Origin of the sequence: Anabaenopsis sp. FSS-46, from assembly GCF_029891665.1 — a bacterium.
Taxonomy (GTDB): domain Bacteria; phylum Cyanobacteriota; class Cyanobacteriia; order Cyanobacteriales; family Nostocaceae; genus Anabaenopsis; species Anabaenopsis arnoldii.
This window is the reverse complement of sequence record NZ_JANQDG010000050.1, coordinates 1-19,087: the sequence shown is the minus strand read 5'-3', so window position 1 is coordinate 19,087 and position 19,087 is coordinate 1. Positions and strand designations below refer to the sequence as shown.

General features: G+C 43.5%; 18 protein-coding genes and 2 pseudogenes. 14 read left to right on the top strand and 6 right to left on the bottom strand.

Features of this window, described 5'->3' with window-relative positions; all coding sequences use genetic code 11:
* From NWP21_RS05035 to NWP21_RS05015, 5 genes and pseudogenes are all read left to right on the top strand, one after another.
* Positions 1-464: pseudogene (locus NWP21_RS05035) on the top strand (hypothetical protein); the annotation flags it as partial.
* Positions 465-745: 281 nt separating this feature from the next.
* On the top strand, positions 746-2,896 hold the full coding sequence (glyS, locus tag NWP21_RS05030; RefSeq protein WP_280791849.1) for a glycine--tRNA ligase subunit beta: 2,151 nt from the start codon (positions 746-748) through the stop codon (positions 2,894-2,896).
* A 132-nt stretch (positions 2,897-3,028) separates the two neighbouring features.
* Positions 3,029-4,402, top strand: a complete 1,374-nt coding sequence (murD, locus tag NWP21_RS05025) for a UDP-N-acetylmuramoyl-L-alanine--D-glutamate ligase (RefSeq protein WP_280791848.1) — start codon at positions 3,029-3,031, stop codon at positions 4,400-4,402.
* A 74-nt stretch (positions 4,403-4,476) separates the two neighbouring features.
* The gene (purM, locus tag NWP21_RS05020; RefSeq protein WP_271731543.1) at positions 4,477-5,511 is read left to right on the top strand and encodes a phosphoribosylformylglycinamidine cyclo-ligase; all 1,035 of its coding nucleotides are present in this window, start codon (positions 4,477-4,479) and stop codon (positions 5,509-5,511) included.
* A 96-nt stretch (positions 5,512-5,607) separates the two neighbouring features.
* A complete protein-coding gene (locus tag NWP21_RS05015) occupies positions 5,608-6,339 on the top strand; it encodes a TPM domain-containing protein (RefSeq protein ID WP_271731522.1) in 732 nt (243 codons plus the stop codon).
* A 2-nt stretch (positions 6,340-6,341) separates the two neighbouring features.
* Here the strand turns inward: NWP21_RS05015 and NWP21_RS05010 are convergent, their stop codons facing one another.
* From NWP21_RS05010 to NWP21_RS05000, 3 genes are all read right to left on the bottom strand, one after another.
* Positions 6,342-6,725, bottom strand: a complete 384-nt coding sequence (locus NWP21_RS05010; RefSeq protein WP_271731523.1) for a DUF4346 domain-containing protein — start codon at positions 6,723-6,725, stop codon at positions 6,342-6,344.
* A gap of 81 nt (positions 6,726-6,806) precedes the next feature.
* On the bottom strand, positions 6,807-7,502 hold the full coding sequence (locus NWP21_RS05005) for a TrkA family potassium uptake protein (RefSeq protein WP_271731524.1): 696 nt from the start codon (positions 7,500-7,502) through the stop codon (positions 6,807-6,809).
* Positions 7,503-7,631: 129 nt separating this feature from the next.
* On the bottom strand, positions 7,632-8,966 hold the full coding sequence (locus NWP21_RS05000; protein WP_280791847.1) for a TrkH family potassium uptake protein: 1,335 nt from the start codon (positions 8,964-8,966) through the stop codon (positions 7,632-7,634).
* Positions 8,967-9,116: 150 nt separating this feature from the next.
* Between NWP21_RS05000 and NWP21_RS04995 the strand changes: the two genes are divergently transcribed.
* From NWP21_RS04995 to NWP21_RS04980, 4 genes are all read left to right on the top strand, one after another.
* Complete coding sequence (locus NWP21_RS04995) at positions 9,117-9,962, top strand: methyltransferase domain-containing protein (protein WP_271731526.1); 846 nt, start codon at positions 9,117-9,119, stop codon at positions 9,960-9,962.
* 41 nt (positions 9,963-10,003) lie between these two features.
* On the top strand, positions 10,004-10,942 hold the full coding sequence (locus tag NWP21_RS04990; protein ID WP_280791846.1) for a homogentisate phytyltransferase: 939 nt from the start codon (positions 10,004-10,006) through the stop codon (positions 10,940-10,942).
* 4 nt (positions 10,943-10,946) lie between these two features.
* Positions 10,947-11,423, top strand: a complete 477-nt coding sequence (locus tag NWP21_RS04985; protein ID WP_280791845.1) for a tetratricopeptide repeat protein — start codon at positions 10,947-10,949, stop codon at positions 11,421-11,423.
* Positions 11,424-11,598: 175 nt separating this feature from the next.
* Complete coding sequence (locus tag NWP21_RS04980; RefSeq protein ID WP_280791844.1) at positions 11,599-12,630, top strand: hypothetical protein; 1,032 nt, start codon at positions 11,599-11,601, stop codon at positions 12,628-12,630.
* Positions 12,631-12,637: 7 nt separating this feature from the next.
* Here the strand turns inward: NWP21_RS04980 and NWP21_RS04975 are convergent, their stop codons facing one another.
* A complete protein-coding gene (locus NWP21_RS04975; RefSeq protein WP_280791843.1) occupies positions 12,638-13,462 on the bottom strand; it encodes a carbohydrate ABC transporter permease in 825 nt (274 codons plus the stop codon).
* A gap of 176 nt (positions 13,463-13,638) precedes the next feature.
* Between NWP21_RS04975 and NWP21_RS04970 the strand changes: the two genes are divergently transcribed.
* From NWP21_RS04970 to NWP21_RS04955, 4 genes are all read left to right on the top strand, one after another.
* Positions 13,639-14,334: an aldehyde oxygenase (deformylating) gene (locus tag NWP21_RS04970; protein WP_271731533.1), complete on the top strand. Its 696-nt coding sequence runs from the start codon at positions 13,639-13,641 to the stop codon at positions 14,332-14,334.
* Between the two features lie 293 nt (positions 14,335-14,627).
* Complete coding sequence (locus tag NWP21_RS04965; RefSeq protein ID WP_271731535.1) at positions 14,628-15,665, top strand: long-chain acyl-[acyl-carrier-protein] reductase; 1,038 nt, start codon at positions 14,628-14,630, stop codon at positions 15,663-15,665.
* 96 nt (positions 15,666-15,761) lie between these two features.
* Positions 15,762-16,742, top strand: a complete 981-nt coding sequence (locus NWP21_RS04960; protein ID WP_271731537.1) for an acetyl-CoA carboxylase carboxyltransferase subunit alpha — start codon at positions 15,762-15,764, stop codon at positions 16,740-16,742.
* Positions 16,743-16,979: 237 nt separating this feature from the next.
* Positions 16,980-17,702, top strand: a complete 723-nt coding sequence (locus NWP21_RS04955; protein ID WP_280791842.1) for an SDR family oxidoreductase — start codon at positions 16,980-16,982, stop codon at positions 17,700-17,702.
* 47 nt (positions 17,703-17,749) lie between these two features.
* Here the strand turns inward: NWP21_RS04955 and NWP21_RS04950 are convergent, their stop codons facing one another.
* The gene (locus NWP21_RS04950) at positions 17,750-18,382 is read right to left on the bottom strand and encodes a phosphoribosylanthranilate isomerase (RefSeq protein WP_280791841.1); all 633 of its coding nucleotides are present in this window, start codon (positions 18,380-18,382) and stop codon (positions 17,750-17,752) included.
* A gap of 109 nt (positions 18,383-18,491) precedes the next feature.
* Here NWP21_RS04950 and psaK point away from each other — a divergent pair, with 109 nt between their 5' ends.
* Positions 18,492-18,770: a photosystem I reaction center subunit PsaK gene (gene psaK / locus NWP21_RS04945; protein ID WP_271731539.1), complete on the top strand. Its 279-nt coding sequence runs from the start codon at positions 18,492-18,494 to the stop codon at positions 18,768-18,770.
* Positions 18,771-18,828: 58 nt separating this feature from the next.
* Here the strand turns inward: psaK and NWP21_RS04940 are convergent.
* A pseudogene (locus NWP21_RS04940) lies at positions 18,829-19,087 on the bottom strand (RNA-guided endonuclease TnpB family protein); the annotation flags it as partial.

The window sequence follows — 19,087 nt, the reverse complement described above, 5'->3', positions numbered from 1 at the left end:
CTCAAGCAACTGATAAGCAGATTAAACAGGTAAGTCAACAACTGGGTAAGTTAGGTAATCGTCTAGGGGAGTTTGTAGAATGGCAAGTACGCCCTGCTGCGGTAAGATTGTTTCGAGAACGGGGTATTGATGTCCATGAACTTCACCCAGGGTTATCTACACAGCGCGGGGGTGAAGGTTTAGAAATTGATTTATTAGTGGTAAATGATACCGAAGCGGTGTTAATTGAGGTGAAGAGTAAACCCAACCAAGCCGATGTGGATAAGCATTTGCAGCGTTTAGAAAAGTTTAAGCGCCTGATGCCTAGGTATAGAGATGTACAGGCTATGGGTGCTGTGGCGGGGATGGTGGTTACTAATGAGGTGCGGGATTATGCTTATGGTCAAGGTTTATTTGTCTTGGGTCTGTGCGGTGATGATGTGGTAATTTTAAATGAGCCGGATTTTCAACCCCGGAAGTGGTGATGGGAGCTTGGAGATGGGGGTTTGTCAGGCTTCCCTGGGTGGCGACTATATCTGTTGTTAAACGCAAAGGGGCGCAAAGGTGGGCGCAAAGGTACGCAAAGGTTTGTCTAGACTATTATCGGATACATGATTTTCTAGTCAGATTTATCTGACTTTAGCTTTGAGACGGGGGTTTCTAACCCCCGGTTCCTTGAATTGGTGGCTTTGTGTTTGCTGGGTGAGCAAAATTAGGCTACTCACGGGTAAACTGGGAGAATTGACACCAGTTAGAAGATTTTCCTATGGCTGTATTTTTATTGGAAGTTGGTACAGAAGAATTACCCGCCAGTTTTCTAGGTGATGCCATATTACAATGGCGATCGCGCATTCCCCAAAGTTTAGAAGCTTATGGTCTCACCAGCGCCACTGTAGAAGTTTACGGTACTCCCCGGCGGTTGGCGGTGCTAATTACAGGTCTACCGTCGCAACAACCAGACCGAGAAGAAGAAATTAAAGGACCCCCCGCCCAAGCTGCTTTTAAGGATGGTAAACCCACACCAGCAGCAACTGGATTTGCCAAAAAGCAAGGTGTAGATATAGCCGCTTTCTCTATTCGTCCCACAGACAAGGGGGATTTTGTCTTTGTTAAGAAAAGCATTGCTGGTCGTCCCGTGGCGGAAATCTTGACGGAACTAGTTCCCCAGTGGATTTCTGGTTTAGAAGGTAAGCGGTTAATGCGCTGGGGTGATGGGGATATGCGGTTTTCTCGCCCCATTCGTTGGCTAGTGGCGCTGTTAGATGATGTAGTTTTACCTATAGAGTTGGTGAATGGTCACCAGACAATTACCAGCGATCGCATTTCCCGGGGTCATCGTGTTTTACATCCCCAACCTGTAAGCATTCCCCAAGCGACAGATTACGTCAACACCCTACGCCATGCTGCTGTCATTGTTGACCCCACAGAACGAGCCAAGATAATTTACAGCGAAGTAGAAGCAGCAGCCCACAAAGCCGGTGGGTCTACCGTATTTTACCCCGACTTGTTAGCAGAAGTCACCAACCTAGTAGAATACCCAACCGCCGTAGTGGGTAAGTTTGAACCAGAATTTTTGCAGTTACCCACAGAGGTAATTACAGAGGTTATGGTCACACACCAGCGTTACTTCCCCGTATTTACAGATACTCAAAGTAAAGAACTATTACCCAACTTTATCACCGTTGCCAATGGCGACCCCCATAAATCAGATATGATCGCCGTGGGCAATGAGAGGGTAATTCGTGCTAGGCTAGCAGATGGCAAGTTTTTCTACCAAGCTGATTTAGCAAAACCCTTAGAAAGCTATTTACCTCAGTTAGAAACAGTCACTTTTCAGGAAGAACTAGGTTCAATTCGGACCAAAATAGATAGAATAGTCACAATTGCTAATTACATCAGCAGCCAATTACAACTAGAAGCACAGCCAACCCAAAAAATCCAACGAGCGGCTTTATTATGTAAAGCTGACCTAGTTAGTCAAATGGTGTATGAATTCCCAGAACTCCAAGGAATTATGGGGGAAAAATACGCCTTAGCTAGTGGTGAAGATGTGGAAGTAGCTAACGCCATTGTCCAACATTACCTACCCACAGGCGCAGGGGACAGTTTACCCACAACCCTCACCTCCCAAATTGTCGGTTTAGCAGATAGACTAGATACCTTAGTCAGTATCTTTGGGTTAGGTTTAATTCCCACCGGTTCCTCAGACCCCTTTGCTTTACGTCGGGCGGCAAATGCAGTAATTAATATTACTTGGTTTGCTAATTTGCCCATCAATTTAGCAAATTTATTAACCCAAATTACAGCAGACTTTGCCGCCAAATACCATAAAGACCCGCAGACATTAACCGCAGCTTTAGCAGAATTTTTCTTACAACGCATTCGCACCTTACTACAAGACGAAAAGCAAATAGACTATGACCTAGTTAACGCCGTCCTGGGAGAAAATGACCCAGAATATACACAACGAGCGTTAGAGGATTTACTAGATGTGCGCGATCGCGCCTTATATTTGCAACAAATCCGCAATGATGGTACACTCGATAAAATATACGAAACCGTTAACCGTTCCACCAGACTAGCAGCCCAAGGGGACTTAGACCAACAGCAGTTAGAACCCACCAACTTAATTCAAACGCAACTATTCCAAAAGTCATCAGAGGAATCATTCCATAACGCCCTAGTAGAATTAGTACCATCAACTCAAAAGGCAAAGGAAACCCGCAATTACCAATTGTTAATAACAGGACTAGCAAAAATTGCTCCTACCGTGGCCAGATTCTTTGATGGTGAAGATAGTGTTTTAGTCATGGACCCCAATCCCGACATCAAACGCAATCGCCTATACCTCCTAGGACTACTGCGGAACCATGCGCGGGTACTCGCTGACTTTGGTGCCATAGTGAAAAATCTTTAGCCGCGTAAATTTCCCCATTTAGGCTGAGAAATTTAACAAAACCTATCCCCGGAAGCAACAAAAAATTAGTTTAATTGTTGCCAAGAAGCGTTACCATAATTAATGCTTAACCAGGGAAATACGCTACAGTCTATGCCTAAAGCCTCAGTGATTGGGTTGGGAAAGTCCGGTATTGCTACCGCTAGATTATTAAAACGGGAAGGTTGGGAGGTAGTGTTAACTGATAGTCACACCTCTACCAACCTCCTCCAACAACAAGAACAACTTGCAGCCGAGGGAATTACCGTAAAATTAGGGTATTCCCTTGATTTAAATAGTCGGGATTTATCTGATTTAATTGTTGTCAGTCCCGGTGTACCTTGGGATATTCCCGTATTAGTCGAAGCGCGAGCATTAGGTATTGAAACCATCGGTGAAATGGAACTCGCTTGGCGACATTTGCAATCTTCCCCCTGGGTAGGCATTACCGGTACTAATGGCAAAACCACCACTACAGCTTTGATTGCGGCAATATTTCAAGCAGCTGGACTAAATGCCCCCGCCTGTGGTAATATTGGTTATGCTGCCTGTGAAGTAGCTTTATCTGAAAAATTACCTGACTGGGTAATAGCAGAAATTAGCAGTTATCAAATAGAGTCTTCATTTACCCTAGCACCCCGCATAGGTATTTGGACGACTTTTACACCAGACCATCTGGCGCGCCACAAAACTTTAGAAAATTACTACAATATTAAAGCTAAGTTATTACTTAATTCTCATTTTCAAGTATTTAATGGTGACGACCCCTATTTAAATAAAATGGGTATTAGCCATTGGCCTGATGCCTATTGGACAAGTGTCAAAGGTGAAGATTTTTTACTGGGAAAACAAGGCTTTTATATTCAAGATGGTTGGGTAGTGGAAAAATTAGAGCCTAACCCCACACCCAAAAAAGTTATCTTAGCCTCTGCTTTGCGAATGGTGGGAGAACATAACCGCCAAAATCTCTTAATGGCGGTAGCAGCAGCTAGATTAGCGGGAATTGAACCCCATACTATTGATACTGCAATTCGCCAATTCTCCGGGGTTCCCCATCGGTTAGAACATATTTGTACTTGGGAAGGTATTGACTTTATTAATGATAGTAAAGCCACTAATTATGATGCATCTGAAGTTGGGTTGGTTTCTGTCAACAGTCCAGCAATTTTAATTGCAGGTGGGGAAGCTAAACCAGGGGATGATACCGCTTGGTTAAATCAAATTCAAGCCAAAGCTGCGGCGGTTTTATTAATTGGGAATGCAGCATCAGCATTTGCTCAACGTCTCCAAGAAGTGGGTTATAGTAATTACGAAATTGTGGAGACCATGGATAAGGCGGTTCCGCGGTCAGCAGAATTAGCCCAACAATATCAAGTCTCCGTGGTGCTGTTATCTCCCGCTTGTGCGAGTTTTGACCAATACCCCAATTTTGAAGTACGGGGTGAGGATTTTCGTAATTTGTGTTTGGCTTGGTCTGCTGCACATTAATCTCAAATATAGTTGACTATGGACTATGAACTATGGACTAATGACTAATGACTAATGACTAATGACTAATGAGTATGGATTACCGGGATGCTGGGGTTGATGTTGAAGCGGGTAGAGCCTTTGTAGATCAAATTCGCAATTTAGTTCACAGCACTTTTAGACCGGAAGTAATCGGCGGTTTAGGTGGTTTTGGCGGTTGCTTCCAACTACCAAGCGGTTTTAAAGAACCAGTTTTGGTTTCCGGGACTGATGGTGTGGGTACAAAGTTGAAAATCGCCCAAGTTCTCAACCGCCATGATACAGTGGGCATTGATTTAGTGGCTATGTGTGTTAACGACGTGTTGACATCAGGTGCAGAACCACTGTTTTTTTTGGATTATGTGGCTACAGGTAAGTTAGAACCCCAGCAGCTCACGGAAGTGGTAGCAGGTATCGCCGCTGGGTGTAAACTGGCGGGTTGCGCTTTATTAGGGGGCGAAACCGCAGAAATGCCTGGTTTTTACCAAGTCGGTGAGTACGACTTGGCGGGGTTCTGTGTGGGAATTGTGGAAAAAAGCCAGATGTTGGATGGTTCCCAAGTAAAAGTTGGGGATGTGGCGATCGCACTTCCTAGCACTGGTGTACACAGTAATGGCTTAAGTTTAGTCCGCAAAATTGTTGACACCAACGCTTTGGCTTGGGATGAACGCCCACAGTTATTGGGTGGCCAAACCATAGGGGAAGCCTTCCTCAAACCTACACAAATTTACGTTAAGCCTGTTCTGGGAGCACTGAAAGCTGAGTTAGAAATTCATGGTATGGCCCATATTACCGGTGGAGGCCTACCAGAGAATTTACCCAGATGTTTAGGTAAAAATCAAAGTATTCATATTCAATCTGATAGTTGGACTATTCCCCCTATATTCCAATGGCTGGCTCAGGTCGGCTCAGTTAGTGCCGAGGCAATGTACAATACTTTTAACATGGGCATTGGTTTTGTGCTGTTAGTACCACCCCATCAAGCAGAACAGACAATTAATTTCTTTCAATCACAGGATGTCTCCGCTGTGGTAATTGGTGAGGTGATCAATGGTTCTGGTACATTGACCGGTTTACCATTGTCCACATGATCAGTTATCACGAAGGCGGGATGAAATCCGCATTTAAAGACTTTAGCCTTCTGTAATGCTATCTTTTCGTATTTAAACACATTAACAGAGGATCCAATGAAACAGCTCCTTAACCCCATATTTAGCCTTAAAAAATATATAGCTCCCCTAATTGTCGTCTTGTTGATGCTCGTGCTGGGTTCTTCTGTATTTGCAACCCCGGTATTGGCTACAGGTGTATATCAAATTCCCAACCTCACCGCCAATAACTGGGTTTTAGATCAAGGTGAGATTATTAGTCGCATCAGTGAAGGTAAAATCAGCAACGCCTTTGAGGATTTGGCTAAAAAAACCGGTAACCAAGTCCGATTTGTCACCATTCGTCGCCTGGATTATGGGGAAACACCAGAAAGTTTTACTCAAGCACTCTTTGAAAAGTGGTTTCCCACTCCAGCAGAACAGGCTAATCAAATATTATTGGTACTAGATACCGTTACCAATGGTACCGCTATTCTCACAGGTGAGTCCGTTAAGTCTTTATTGACTGATGCTATTGCCGAAAGTGTAGTTACAGAAACTTTAGCTATACCATTAAGAGACGGTAACAAATACAACCAGGCATTTGTAGATGCGAGCGATCGCCTAGTTACCGTCCTCTCTGGTCAACCAGATCCCGGTCCACCGCAAGTTATGGAAACCGTACAGGTAGAAAGTACCTTTACCAAAGCCGAAGATACTGATCAAGGTAACGCCACTGCTTGGGTAGTAGGACTTTTAATTGCTGCTACCATTATCCCTATGGCTACTTACTTTGTTTACCAAGTCAACCAACCATCATCGGGAGGCTAACTTTAGTCCTGAAGATACTCTTTCCCTGTTACCAAAGCTACCTCAGCCCGGAGAAATTCCCGACCTAAATAAGACGCATGGTCTAACTTAGTCACTGGACAGGGGTGAGTTGCTTCAAAAATATTTACACAAAGTTCCTTAGCCGTCCGCCCACTAAAAACCGTTGTATGAGTTCGTTCCACTTTTCCCTTAGCAGGAATGACCTTCCCGGTTTCAGGATCGACGGCTAAACCTTGGTCATTAATCACATTTGTGAAATGCTTGGCGTAAATTAACCCCGCGGATCGATCTAAATAGATAATGAAATATCCGCTAGGGTCAAGCTCAATGTAACGTTGGGAAAGTTTATTATCAATTGCCGCTAAATCTTCAAGTATTAAATCCATAACCATTCTAAAAAGGCAAACTTCTATCTACAGGTTTTTACACCCATATTAAGTGTAATTCCTATGTTCAAATTATCTGATTTAAATTGGCAAGCGATTAATATCTTTGTTATGACCAATTACTACCATTGCTGTACCACGCTCTAATCGCTTAGTAGGTTCGGGATTGATTTTAAATTTGCCATCCTGACTCACGGCTAATAAATTCAAGCCGTAACGGTTACGCAGTTGCAGATCAGAGATAGTTTTACCATGAAATTCATCAGGGACAATCATCTCCACAATACTATTCTCTGGGTCAAGGTCAAATCGGTCTAGAATAGATGGTTTAGTTAGTGAGCGTGCTAGGGCGCAACCAGCTTCATATTCCGGGAAAACTACATGATCAGCACCCACTCGTTTTAACAGCTTACGGTGAACTTCACTAGAAGCTTTAGCCACCACATGAGGAACACCTCCCTCTTTGACATTCAAGGTAGTAATAATACTTTCTTGAATGTAGTTACCAATAGCTATGATTACTGTATCAAACTCAAACATCCCCGCCTCTTTGAGTGCTGCGGGTTCCGTTGAGTCTAGCTGTAAAGCATGACCAACTATCTCCTCATGTAATGCTTCTGATACTAGCTTTTCGTCAACATCTGTTGCTAGTACTTGGTAACCCAACTTATGTAATGTTGAACATACAGACCTACCAAAACGACCTAACCCAATTACAGCAAATTGGTGGTTATCTCGACGCAAACTGCGAAAAAAGCCTATAGATGACAGATTCACATTTGTTATCCTTATTTTTACGCCCCGACAACAGGGTAAGAATAGGCACAGTAAAATTAGTGAAAAGTTTTACTTGTTTTGCCTACTCATTCATATTTTATCAGGTGAAGTTGCTGCCATCGCTTCCCCTTATCCTACCAGTAAATTTTCTTCAGGATAGTGTACCCTACTGGGGCGGGGGTCTCCCAACATAGCAGCCATCAGCAGTAAAACACCCACTCGTCCCACATACATTGTGACGATTAAAATCAGCTTGGCTGGTACTGAGACGGTACTAGTGATACCCGTAGACAGACCCACAGTAGCAAAGGCTGATACAACCTCAAACAAAAGTTCAATAAAACTCAATGTTGGATCTGTCAAAGAAATTAAAGTAGTTGATAACACAAGCATACCTACAGAACCAACTAAAACACCAACGGCTTTTAAAATTAAAGATATTGCTATTTTACGTTCATATAATAAAACCTCTTCCTTGCCTTGAAGAATTGATTTAGTACAGCTGGTTAGAACCCTTAAGGTTGTAGTTTTAATACCTCCTCCCGTCCCGCCAGGACTAGCACCAATAAACATAAAGGCAATGGTAATAAACAGACCAGCCGATGTCATTTTACCGATATCAATGGTATTAAAACCAGCCGTTCTGGTAGTGACAGATTGGAACCAAGCTGATAGTAACTGCCCCGGTAAATTAACTAAACCTAATGTTGCTGTATTTTTTATTTCTATGGCAAAAAACGCCATTGTTCCTAGACATAGCAATAATATTGTTGTACTAGCTGCTACTTTAAAATCTAGAGAAAATACTAGACTTTGCGGTTTCCTCAGCAGGCGATCGCGTAACCAAAGATACATTTCTAAGATGACCTGATAACCAATACCGCCAAAAATTATCAACATTGTAATCGTAAACACTACCAAGAAAGATGACTGATATCCCATTAAGCTGTCCGGGAATAAACTAAAACCCGCATTATTCCAAGCCGAAATACTATGAAAAATAGCCAGCCAAATTCCTGTACTCCAGCCATAATCAGGAACAAACGCCGGTACAAGTAAGAAAATACCTGTAATTTCAAAAATCATAGTTGTGGCAATAATTGACCGGATAACTTGGGCGCTACCACTCATTCCCGGTCGGTCTAAAGTTCGTTGGATGGCGATTTTTTGCCGCAGGTTAAATTTCCGCCCCACCAGCATAATTAGAAAGGTGGTGGTTGTCATATACCCCAACCCACCAATTTGAGCCAACAGCAGAATACACAACTGACCCCAAAAAGAAAAATCTGTACCAGTATCAACTACAGCCAAGCCAGTGACGCAAACGGCGGAAGTGGCAGTAAATAGCGCCACAATCGGGTCATTCCAACTACCACTGCTAGTAGAAAAAGGCATCATCAGCAGGATAGTCCCCACGGTGATGACAGCTAAAAATCCCAAGCAAACTGTGCGAGAAACGGTCATAAACAGATAAATACTTACAAATTCTTCTAGAAACCATAGACTCTGTTAACAGCCCTGGAAGAAAAAACACTATTATTCAAATAAAAACACACATGGTAGCCTACGAGTATGTTTATTTAAATTCGGCATTGTTTTAACACTGCTTTCATCATGAGTGAAACTCTTTACCAAAAAATACAGCAATTTTATGATGCTTCCTCTGGTTTGTGGGAGCAGATTTGGGGCGAACATATGCACCATGGCTACTACGGTGTAGATGGTCAGGAACAACAGAAAAACCGCCGACAGGCTCAAATTGATTTAATCGAAGAAGTCCTCAACTGGTCTGGGGTGCAGACCGCAGAAAATATTCTCGATGTGGGTTGTGGTATTGGCGGTAGTTCTCTTTACTTGGCAGGTAAGTTTAATGCCCAAGCCACAGGAATTACTTTGAGTCCCGTACAAGCCGCTAGAGCCAAGGAACGCGCCCAAGATGCCGGTTTGAGTGGTAGGACTCAATTTCAAGTCGCAGACGCGCAAGCAATGCCTTTTCCTGATGATTCCTTTGACTTAGTATGGTCACTAGAAAGCGGCGAACATATGCCGGATAAAACTAAGTTTTTGCAAGAGTGCTATCGAGTCTTGAAACCAGGTGGTAAGCTGATTCTAGTCACCTGGTGTCATCGTCCCACCCAGAATGCACCATTGACAGCAGATGAACAAAAGCATTTACAAGATATTTATCGCGTCTATTGTCTACCTTACGTGATTTCCTTACCGGAATATGAGGCGATCGCCCGTCAACTACCATTAAACCATCTTCGCACTGCTGATTGGTCAACCGCCGTGGCTCCATTTTGGAATATTGTCATTGATTCGGCCTTCACCCCCCAGGCGATTTTTGGCTTACTTACTTCTGGTTGGACAACTATTCAAGGCGCATTATCACTGGGATTAATGCGTGATGGTTATCAGCGTGGCTTGATTCGCTTTGGGTTGTTATCCGGTAATAAGTAAGGGAAGAATTGTAATTTACCATTCCTTTATCTATAACTTTCATGAGTCAAATTTCTCCCAATGCTGCTAATTTTTCCAAGAACTGGGCTTATGCCTTTTGGAAGTTTTCCCGCCCACACACAATTATTGGTACAAGTTTGAGTGTGTGGGGCTTGTATTTGATTGCGGTTGCTATCTCCTCTGTGGGTTTTTCCCTTGTGCAACTCATTTCTGTTCTGGGTGCGTGGATTGCCTGTTTATGTGGCAATGTTTATATTGTGGGTTTGAATCAACTCCAAGATGTGGAAATTGACAAGATTAATAAACCTCATTTACCCCTAGCATCCGGGGAATTTTCTCGCCAGCAAGGTCAATTAATTGTCATAGTTATGGGTATTTTAGCCCTAGTTGTAGCTGGGCTAACTGGGCCTTTTCTCTTGGGGATGGTGGCTGTGAGTTTGGTAATTGGTACGGCTTATTCTTTACCACCCATTCGCCTAAAGCGATTTCCCTTCTGGGCTGCACTGTGTATTTTTTCAGTGCGGGGAACTATTGTGAATTTGGGGCTATTTTTGCATTTTAATGCAGCATTAGAACAAAAACCAGGAATTCCCTTGGCGGTTTGGGTGCTGACAATCTTTATCTTGGTGTTTACCTTTGCCATCGCTATCTTTAAAGATATCCCTGATATAGAAGGCGATCGCCTTTACAATATCAATACCTTCACCATCGCACTCGGCCCACCAGCAGTATTTAATTTGGCCCTATGGGTGCTAACTTTTTGCTATTTGGGTGTCACTCTAGTTGGTGTAATGGGTTTTACCGCCATTAACCCAGTATTTTTGGTGGTTAGTCATCTAGTAGTCCTGGCGGGGATGTGGATGCGCAGTTTAGCCGTAGACTTACAAGACAAAACTGCGATCGCGCAATTCTACCAATTTATCTGGAAACTGTTTTACCTCGAATATATCATGTTCCCTCTTGCCTGTCTTTTAGGGTAAAATTATGCTAGAAACTTTAAAAATACCTGATATTCTGGCCATAACCTCAGTTATTGTCGCTATCCTCATTCTTGGTTATTTCTCTTGGAAAACCTTAATTACCTCCAACGCTTTCCAAAAAGGGGTAAATCTTTATCAACAAAAAGACTATGAGGGTGCAAAAGCAGCTTTTGTGCGGGTAATTTCTCTCAACTCCACTAATGATGTGGTGCGCTTACTATTGGGAGATATTTTCAAGGAGCAAGGCAATGTCAAACAAGCAACAGAATTATACCAAGAAGTGATTCGCCGCAGTCCTAAAAATCCAGATGCCTATTTGCGTTTAGCAAATGTTTTCATGGATGCAAATCAGCTAGAGTCAGCAAAAATCAATTTACAACAAGCACAAGCCTTATTACAAAAACAGCGTCAACCCCAAAGGGCTGCAAAAATTAGTCATCTATTGCAGAAAATTACCGCTAAATCTGGTAATCAAGTCTAGTTTGAATGAACATTGCTCCCCGCTCCTCCCCGTCCTGATTGAGTAGCGTGGGTAAACTTCCTCAGCGCCCTTGTGTATTCAAGGTATTGTGGGGAGTTTCAAAAAGTATGTAATAATTAAGCCCATCTGCTTGCAGCAGCGCTTCGCTATCGCATCCACTAGTTACCTATCAACTGTGCAAAATACCGAATATATCGACGACCTAGCAGCGGCTTTGCAACAACCAGCCGACCTCAGCTTTGAACTACCAGACCCAGAAGATGAAGAAATATTAGACTCAGAATTTCAACAACAGCTAGATGTAGCTTGGCAGGTATGCGATCGCTTTGACCTGCAAACAGAAATCTGGCGGGGGCGAATTTTAAGGGCTATCCGCGATCGAGAGAAAAGAGGAGGCGACGGACGGGGTACGGGATTTCTCAAATGGCTCAAAGAACGGGAAATTAGCAAAAGTCAGGCATACACCTGGATTCAGCTGGCTAACAGTGCTGATACTCTCCTCGAAGAAGGAAAATTAGACCCTAAATCAGTGAATAACTTTAGCAAAAGGGCATTTATCGAAACCTCTAAGGCTGTCCCAGAAGTTCAGCAGATGGTAAGTGAAGCGGCGCAAAAAGGTGACCAGATCACCAGGCGAGAAGTGCGCCAACTCACCGATGAATGGACTGCCATGTCTTCAGAATTACTACCAGAACCAGTGAAGGTAAAAGCCGCGGAAAACTCCCTTCCCGCGCGCTACATTGCCCCACTGGTCAAGGAAATGGAAAAACTACCAGAATCACACCAACGGGTGATTCAAGCAGAAATTGCGACTAACCCAGATGTCGATACTCTCAAGCAGGTAACTTCAGAAGCCCGTCACCTGGCTAAATATCTCAAAGGAGCCGCCCAAGTCCAAGCACTTACCCAGGCAGATATTGACATTGAAACCGCCCTGGAAGAAGCCCAAAGAATCGGCTGTTTGAGTCTAGCCGCGGACTTGGTTAACCAAGCATCACAAATAGAACAAACAATTGCCAAGTTGTACATGAATTGGAAGCGCATCGCTAACTTAGCAGACCGGCTCTATGTAGATACTGGTGCTAGTACACCCCAGTTGCGATCGCTCCTGACTTGCATCGAACCTCTGGGTGGTGAAGTCATGGAACTACAGCTCAGTGGTGCTACTCAACACACCATCCGCGTACAAATCCAGGAAACGAATTAGCCCATACTCAATTCTTAATCCCTGTGGCGGCTATACCACGAATAAACTGACGCTGGCCGATGAGGAATAAGACTATTACCGGTACGGTGGCTATAGTCACCGCCGCCATCATCAAAGGCCAATTATTTGTGAATTGTTCTTGAAACTCTGCTAAGGCTAATTGCACTGTTCTCAATTCCGGTCTGGTTGTAAATACCAACGGTTTAAACAAATCGTTCCATTCGCCAATAAAGGTAAACAGAAACAGTGTGACTAAGGCTGGACGGGCTAAAGGTAACATGACTCGCCATAAAATTTGCAGTCGGTTCGCTCCGTCTATGCTTGCTGCTTCTTCCAACTCTACGGGAATTGTTTGGAAATACTGACGTAATAGGAAAATCCCAAAGCCATTGACAGCAGTTGGTAAAATCAGCGCCCCGTAAGTATTAATCAGGTGTCCCCACTTTAAAACTAAGAAGATGGGAATCACCAGTAATTGGAAGGGAATTACTAAAGTGGCCAAAACAACCACTAACAGCGCTTGTTTACCACGAAATTTCAATCTGGCCAAGGCGTAACCCGCTAAGGCAGAAGTGACCATTTGAAAGGCTGTCACAGCGATCGCCACTAAGGTAGAATTAGCAAACGCTAGTAAAAATTGACCCCGCTGCCAGGCATCGCGGTAATTAGCTAAAGACCAGTTAGTTTTGGCTGAAATTTCTACAGTAGCTCCCGGAGGTGCAAAAGAGGTGAGGAAGACCACTAGCAAGGGGAATAGGACAATAAATGCCCCCAATAGCAGCACTCCTAGGCGCAAAAAATTGCCAGATTTTAGATTCCAAGGTTTAGGCATGAGTTGTGCATCCAAGCTTTGTTTTCTACTACTAGAGCATCGTCCCCAGCAAGAGTTAATCTATAACATAGTGACTTGTTAAGTTAAATTAAACCATAGTGATGATTACCCTAAATCTATCAGGGACAATCAAATTTTTGTATCAAATGATTCAAGTTTACCGGAGTAAACACACCATGCAACAACTTACAGCCGAGTTAGAAATTGATTTCCACAGTGAAGAATACAAAGATGCTTACAGTCGCATCAATGCTATTGTCATTGAGGGGGAACAAGAAGCTTATGAAAATTACATCACATTGGCTCAAATGCTCCCAGACTGTAAAGATGAACTCATTCGTTTATCTAAAATGGAAAATCGCCACAAAAAGGGTTTTGAGGCTTGTGGGCGTAATCTAAAAGTTACACCAAATATGGAGTTTGCTCAGGAGTTCTTCGCTCAACTCCACGCCAATTTCCAAACAGCCGCAGCTGAGGGTAAAGTGGTGACTTGCTTGCTGATTCAGTCTTTGATTATTGAATGCTTTGCGATCGCAGCATATAACATTTACATTCCCGTTGCCGATGACTTTGCCCGTAAAATCACTGAGGGAGTAGTCAAAGATGAGTATAGTCACCTCAACTTTGGAGAGGTGTGGTTGAAAGAAAACTTTACAGAATCGAAAGCTGAATTAGAAGCAGCCAACCGCCAAAACCTACCCATTGTTTGGAAAATGCTCAACCAGGTAGAAGATGATGCCCACGTCTTGGCCATGGAAAAAGAAGCTTTAGTAGAAGACTTCATGATTCAATACGGTGAAGCATTGAGTAACATTGGATTCACGACGAGGGACATTATGCGGATGTCTGCCTATGGACTCACAGCCGCTTAATAAGTGCCTAGGGGCAGGCAAAATACGGAATTTAAAATACTTACCGGAATTTAGCACTGCCTAGTTTTATCCGTGATGCATCTTACGCTTTGTGTCATCCTTGTGAAAGTGATATCAAGAAACCAGAATACATTAAGATTTTCTTAATGAAGAATTACTTTTCCCCGGTATTTCCGTTGGCCTAGGGTTTCCGAAGCAAAAAAGAAAAAGGCAATATTACTAATTGCTTGGTATTTAGTTCTTCCCCACTTATTCAACGCTTTCGACAAAGCATACGCCTAATACATCAATACATGTTTGGTCTAATTGGACATTTGACTAGTTTAGAACACGCCCAAGCGGTAGCCCAAGAATTGGGTTACCCAGAATATGCCGATCAAGGGTTAGATTTTTGGTGCAGCGCCCCGCCCCAAATTGTCGATGAAATCACGGTTACCAGTGTAACTGGGCAGACAATCCAAGGACGGTATGTAGAATCTTGTTTTTTGCCGGAAATGCTAGCCAATCGGCGCATAAAGGCAGCAACACGCAAAATTCTCAACGCCATGGCTCATGCTCAAAAGCATGGCATAAATATTACTGCCTTGGGGGGATTTTCCTCAATTATTTTTGAAAACTTTAAATTGGAGCAATTTAGGCAAGTCCGCAACATCAAACTAGAGTTTGAACGCTTCACCACCGGGAATACTCACACAGCCTACGTCATTTGTCGCCAGGTGGAACAAGCGTCAAAACAAATAGGAATTGATTTGTCGAAAGCGACTGTTGCTATATGTGGCGCTACTGGAGATATTGGCAGTGCAGTGACACGCTGGCTTAATATCAGAACAGATGTCAAAGAACTTTTGCTCATCGCCCGTAACCATGAACGTCTAACAGAGTTACAAGCCGAATTGGGAAGGGGGAAAATTATGGGTTTAGATGAAGCACTCCCCCAAGCTGATATCGTCGTTTGGGTCGCCAGTATGCCCAAAGGTCTGGAAATTGATTTTCAAGTCTTGAAGCAGCCTTGTTTGCTGATTGACGGCGGCTATCCGAAAAATTTAGCTACTAAAATTCAGCAGAGTGGGGTTCATGTGCTAAACGGTGGCATCGTGGAACATTCTCTCGATATTGACTGGAAAATTATGAAAATAGTCAATATGGATGTTCCCACACGCCAGTTGTTCGCTTGCTTTGCTGAATCAATGCTGCTTGAATTTGAGAAGTTGTACACGAACTTTTCTTGGGGGCGCAATCAGATTACCGTAGACAAAATGGAGCAGATTGGTCAAGCATCTATAAAACACGGGTTTAGACCACTGCTAGTTGAGTCATTAGTCCTTAACTAGTGACTGGAAATGCCTATAGTCAGCCCCAACATCCCCACCCTATGCCCCGCCCTGAAGGACGGGGAAAATTAACACTCAAAACTCTGAATTTGTAAGATGCCAACTACCGAGCGCAAACCACTACTGTTAGATTTTGAAAAGCCACTAGCAGAACTGGCAAACCGAATTGATCAGATTCGGCAACTGGCAGCAGAAAATGGCGTTGATGTTTCTGGTGAAATTCGCAAATTAGAAACACGGGCTATGCAACTACGGGAAGAAATTTTTAGTAATTTATCGCCTTCCCAACGTCTGCAAGTTGCTCGTCATCCTCGTCGCCCTAGTACACTTGACTATATCCAGTCCATCAGTGATGAGTGGATGGAGTTACACGGCGATCGCTGCGGTGGCGACGATCCGGCTTTAGTTGGTGGTGTAGGTCGTTTGGGCGGGCAGCCAGTGGTGATGTTAGGTCATCAAAAAGGCCGCGACACCAAGGATAATGTCGCCCGGAATTTCGGTATGGCTTCCCCCGGTGGTTACCGGAAAGCCCTGCGCTTGATGGAACACGCTCACAAGTTTGGGATGCCGATTATAACTTTCATCGACACCCCAGGGGCTTGGGCGGGTATAGAAGCTGAACATCAAGGTCAAGGAGAAGCCATCGCCTATAATTTACGGGAAATGTTTTGTTTTGATGTCCCCATTATCTGCACAGTCATCGGCGAAGGTGGATCTGGTGGCGCTTTAGGTATTGGTGTGGGCGATCGCCTGATGATGTTTGAACACGCCGTTTATACCGTTGCCACCCCGGAAGCCTGCGCGGCGATTTTGTGGAAAGATGCCAGCAAATCCCCCCAAGCAGCTGTGGCTTTAAAAATCATTTCCCACGACCTAAAAAACCTGGGTATCATTGACGAGATATTACCTGAACCCATTGGTGGCGCTCATTCCGATCCCCTAGAAGCGGCCAGAACTCTTAAGCAAAGCTTATTAGACAACTTAGAAGAACTCAACCGCTTAACATCTCAAGAGCGCCGGCAACTGCGCTATGAAAAATTTCGCAAAATTGGTGTTTTTACTGAATCTATCCACTGATACCACCAGAAAATCACCCCATTGCTCATCGGCAATGCTATAATACCTATGGCTACCCAAAGATGGTTAAAAATTTCAACAGCCATAGGTTTTTTGTATTTTTAGCCAACTGGATTTAGCGGGTGGTTTGTCTGTTCTTTAGTAATCACTGATAATTTACTAAAAATTACTTGCTAAAAATTACTTTAACAAGCCCCAAAATTTCCATAATTAGTTGCGCAAAAATTTGGAGAAAGCATGAGTTGGGAAAAACGACGCGCCCTAATTACTGGGGCTAGTAGTGGAATTGGCAAAGCAACGGCATTAGCCTTTGCCAAAGCGGGAATTGATGTCGCTTTAGTCAGCCGTTCTTTAGACAAGTTGGAGATAGTAGCCGCAGCAGCTAGGGATACAGGAGTAGCAGCCAAGGCTTACCCTGTGGATTTGGCTAATGTGTCTCAAGTAAAAGCAGCAATTCAAGACATCGCCCTTGATTTTGGCAGCATAGATATCTTAGTCAACAATGCCGGTATAGCATACACAGCAAACTTAAGTGAAACCCCCCTAAAAGATTGGCAGCAAGTCATTAACTTGAACCTCACCAGTGTATTTGAATGCTGTATGGCTATCTTGCCGGGAATGAGACAAGCAAAACAAGGTATGATTATTAACGTCGCTTCCATCGCCGGAAAGCAAGCTTTTCCGGGTTGGGGAGCTTATAGCGTCAGTAAAGCGGGCTTACTGGCCTTGAGTCAAACCCTAGCACAAGAAGAACGCAGCCATGGGATTCGGGTCACTGCAATTTGCCCTGGTGCTGTGAATACGGAATTGTGGGATACAGACACCGTACAGTCGGATTTTGACCGTTCAAAAATGTTAACGCCAGAAATCGTTGCTCAGTCAATTCTCTACACAGCCTTACTACCACAGCAAGCTGTCATTGATGAATTAACCCTCATGCCCAGTGCTGGCGCTCTTTAAAGTCTAAAATCTTGAGTACTGGGTATTTATTTAACTCAGGTGGGTGATCAAAATGGTCTCCCTAATATCTCAAACAGCAGCGCCACTTTGTTTAAATCTTTATCTCCTGGTTTAATTTCTACACCGCTAGATAAATCTATCCCATCGGGTTTGACTTGACTTATTGCAGCTACTATATTATCTGGGGTTAGTCCCCCAGCTAATAACCAAGGACAATTAGGTCTAAATTTCTCTAACATTTCCCAGTCTAAAGTTTGTCCAGTACCTCCTAATTGTTGGGGATGATAGGCATCTAGTAGTATTGTGTCTATATGGTCTGTATAGTTGGCTGTTGCCATCAGGTTCTCTAAACTGCGAATTCTAAAGGCTTTGATGATTTCGATATTGGGCAGACTTTGACGTAAAATACAGCAAAACTCCGGGGTTTCGTCTGCGTGTAACTGTACACCAGTCAATCCAGCACTCTTGACTATCTGGATAATTTCAGGAATGCTAGCCTTGGCAAAAACCCCGATTTTGTCAATATTTGCCGGTAATTGCGCCACCGCCGCCTGAATTTGCTCTGGGGTAACATAGCGGGGCGATGTGGGTACACATATAAATCCTAGTGCGGTTGCACCTAGGGAAGCGATCGCTACAGACTGTTGTGGTTGAGTAATACCGCAAATTTTTACCCGCATATGAATTTTATCTACAAGATAAATACTAACCTAACCTTTGAGGGAGGATGGAGAAACTTTTTCAGGAGCAGTATAGCTACATTAGCTTGTTTATCCCTGACAAAGAACTATGATCTCATCAATCTTATTAACAGTTCAAGTGACGGTTCCCAACACTGGTACTACATCGAATTGGATTGCTACTGCTATTATTATTGGCAGTTGTCTGTTATGTCTTTTAATTATTCCCCGCACTATTAGTTACCCACAGGTGGGTAATAAAATGCCTTTACCCTTGTCGGGACTGTTCAATAATCCTAGTATTGGCTGCTTCTTGGCGGCTATGAGTGCTGGTCATATCATTGGTGTGGGTGCGGTTTTGGGACTGACTAATCTGGGTATTATTTAATTTTGTTTCTGTCTACATTAGCCCCAAGTATTGGGAATCTAGTTGATACTCCCCACGGCTAGAAGCCGGGGGATTCTTGAATAGCCCATAAACGAACTTTCAATGGTGCTATCAAAGACACCCTACTGACTCCACTTAGGTCTAAACCTAGTTTGATCGCTACTTTAGCTAAAATATTAGCTGCTCCATTAGCATCAGCATTTAAGAGAACATTTTCTGCTGTTCTGAATAATCCACGATTCACACGTTTTCCTGATGATTGCCACCCTTCCGGTTTTGCACGAAATGTAGGTAGCACATCACCATCTAAAAATGAA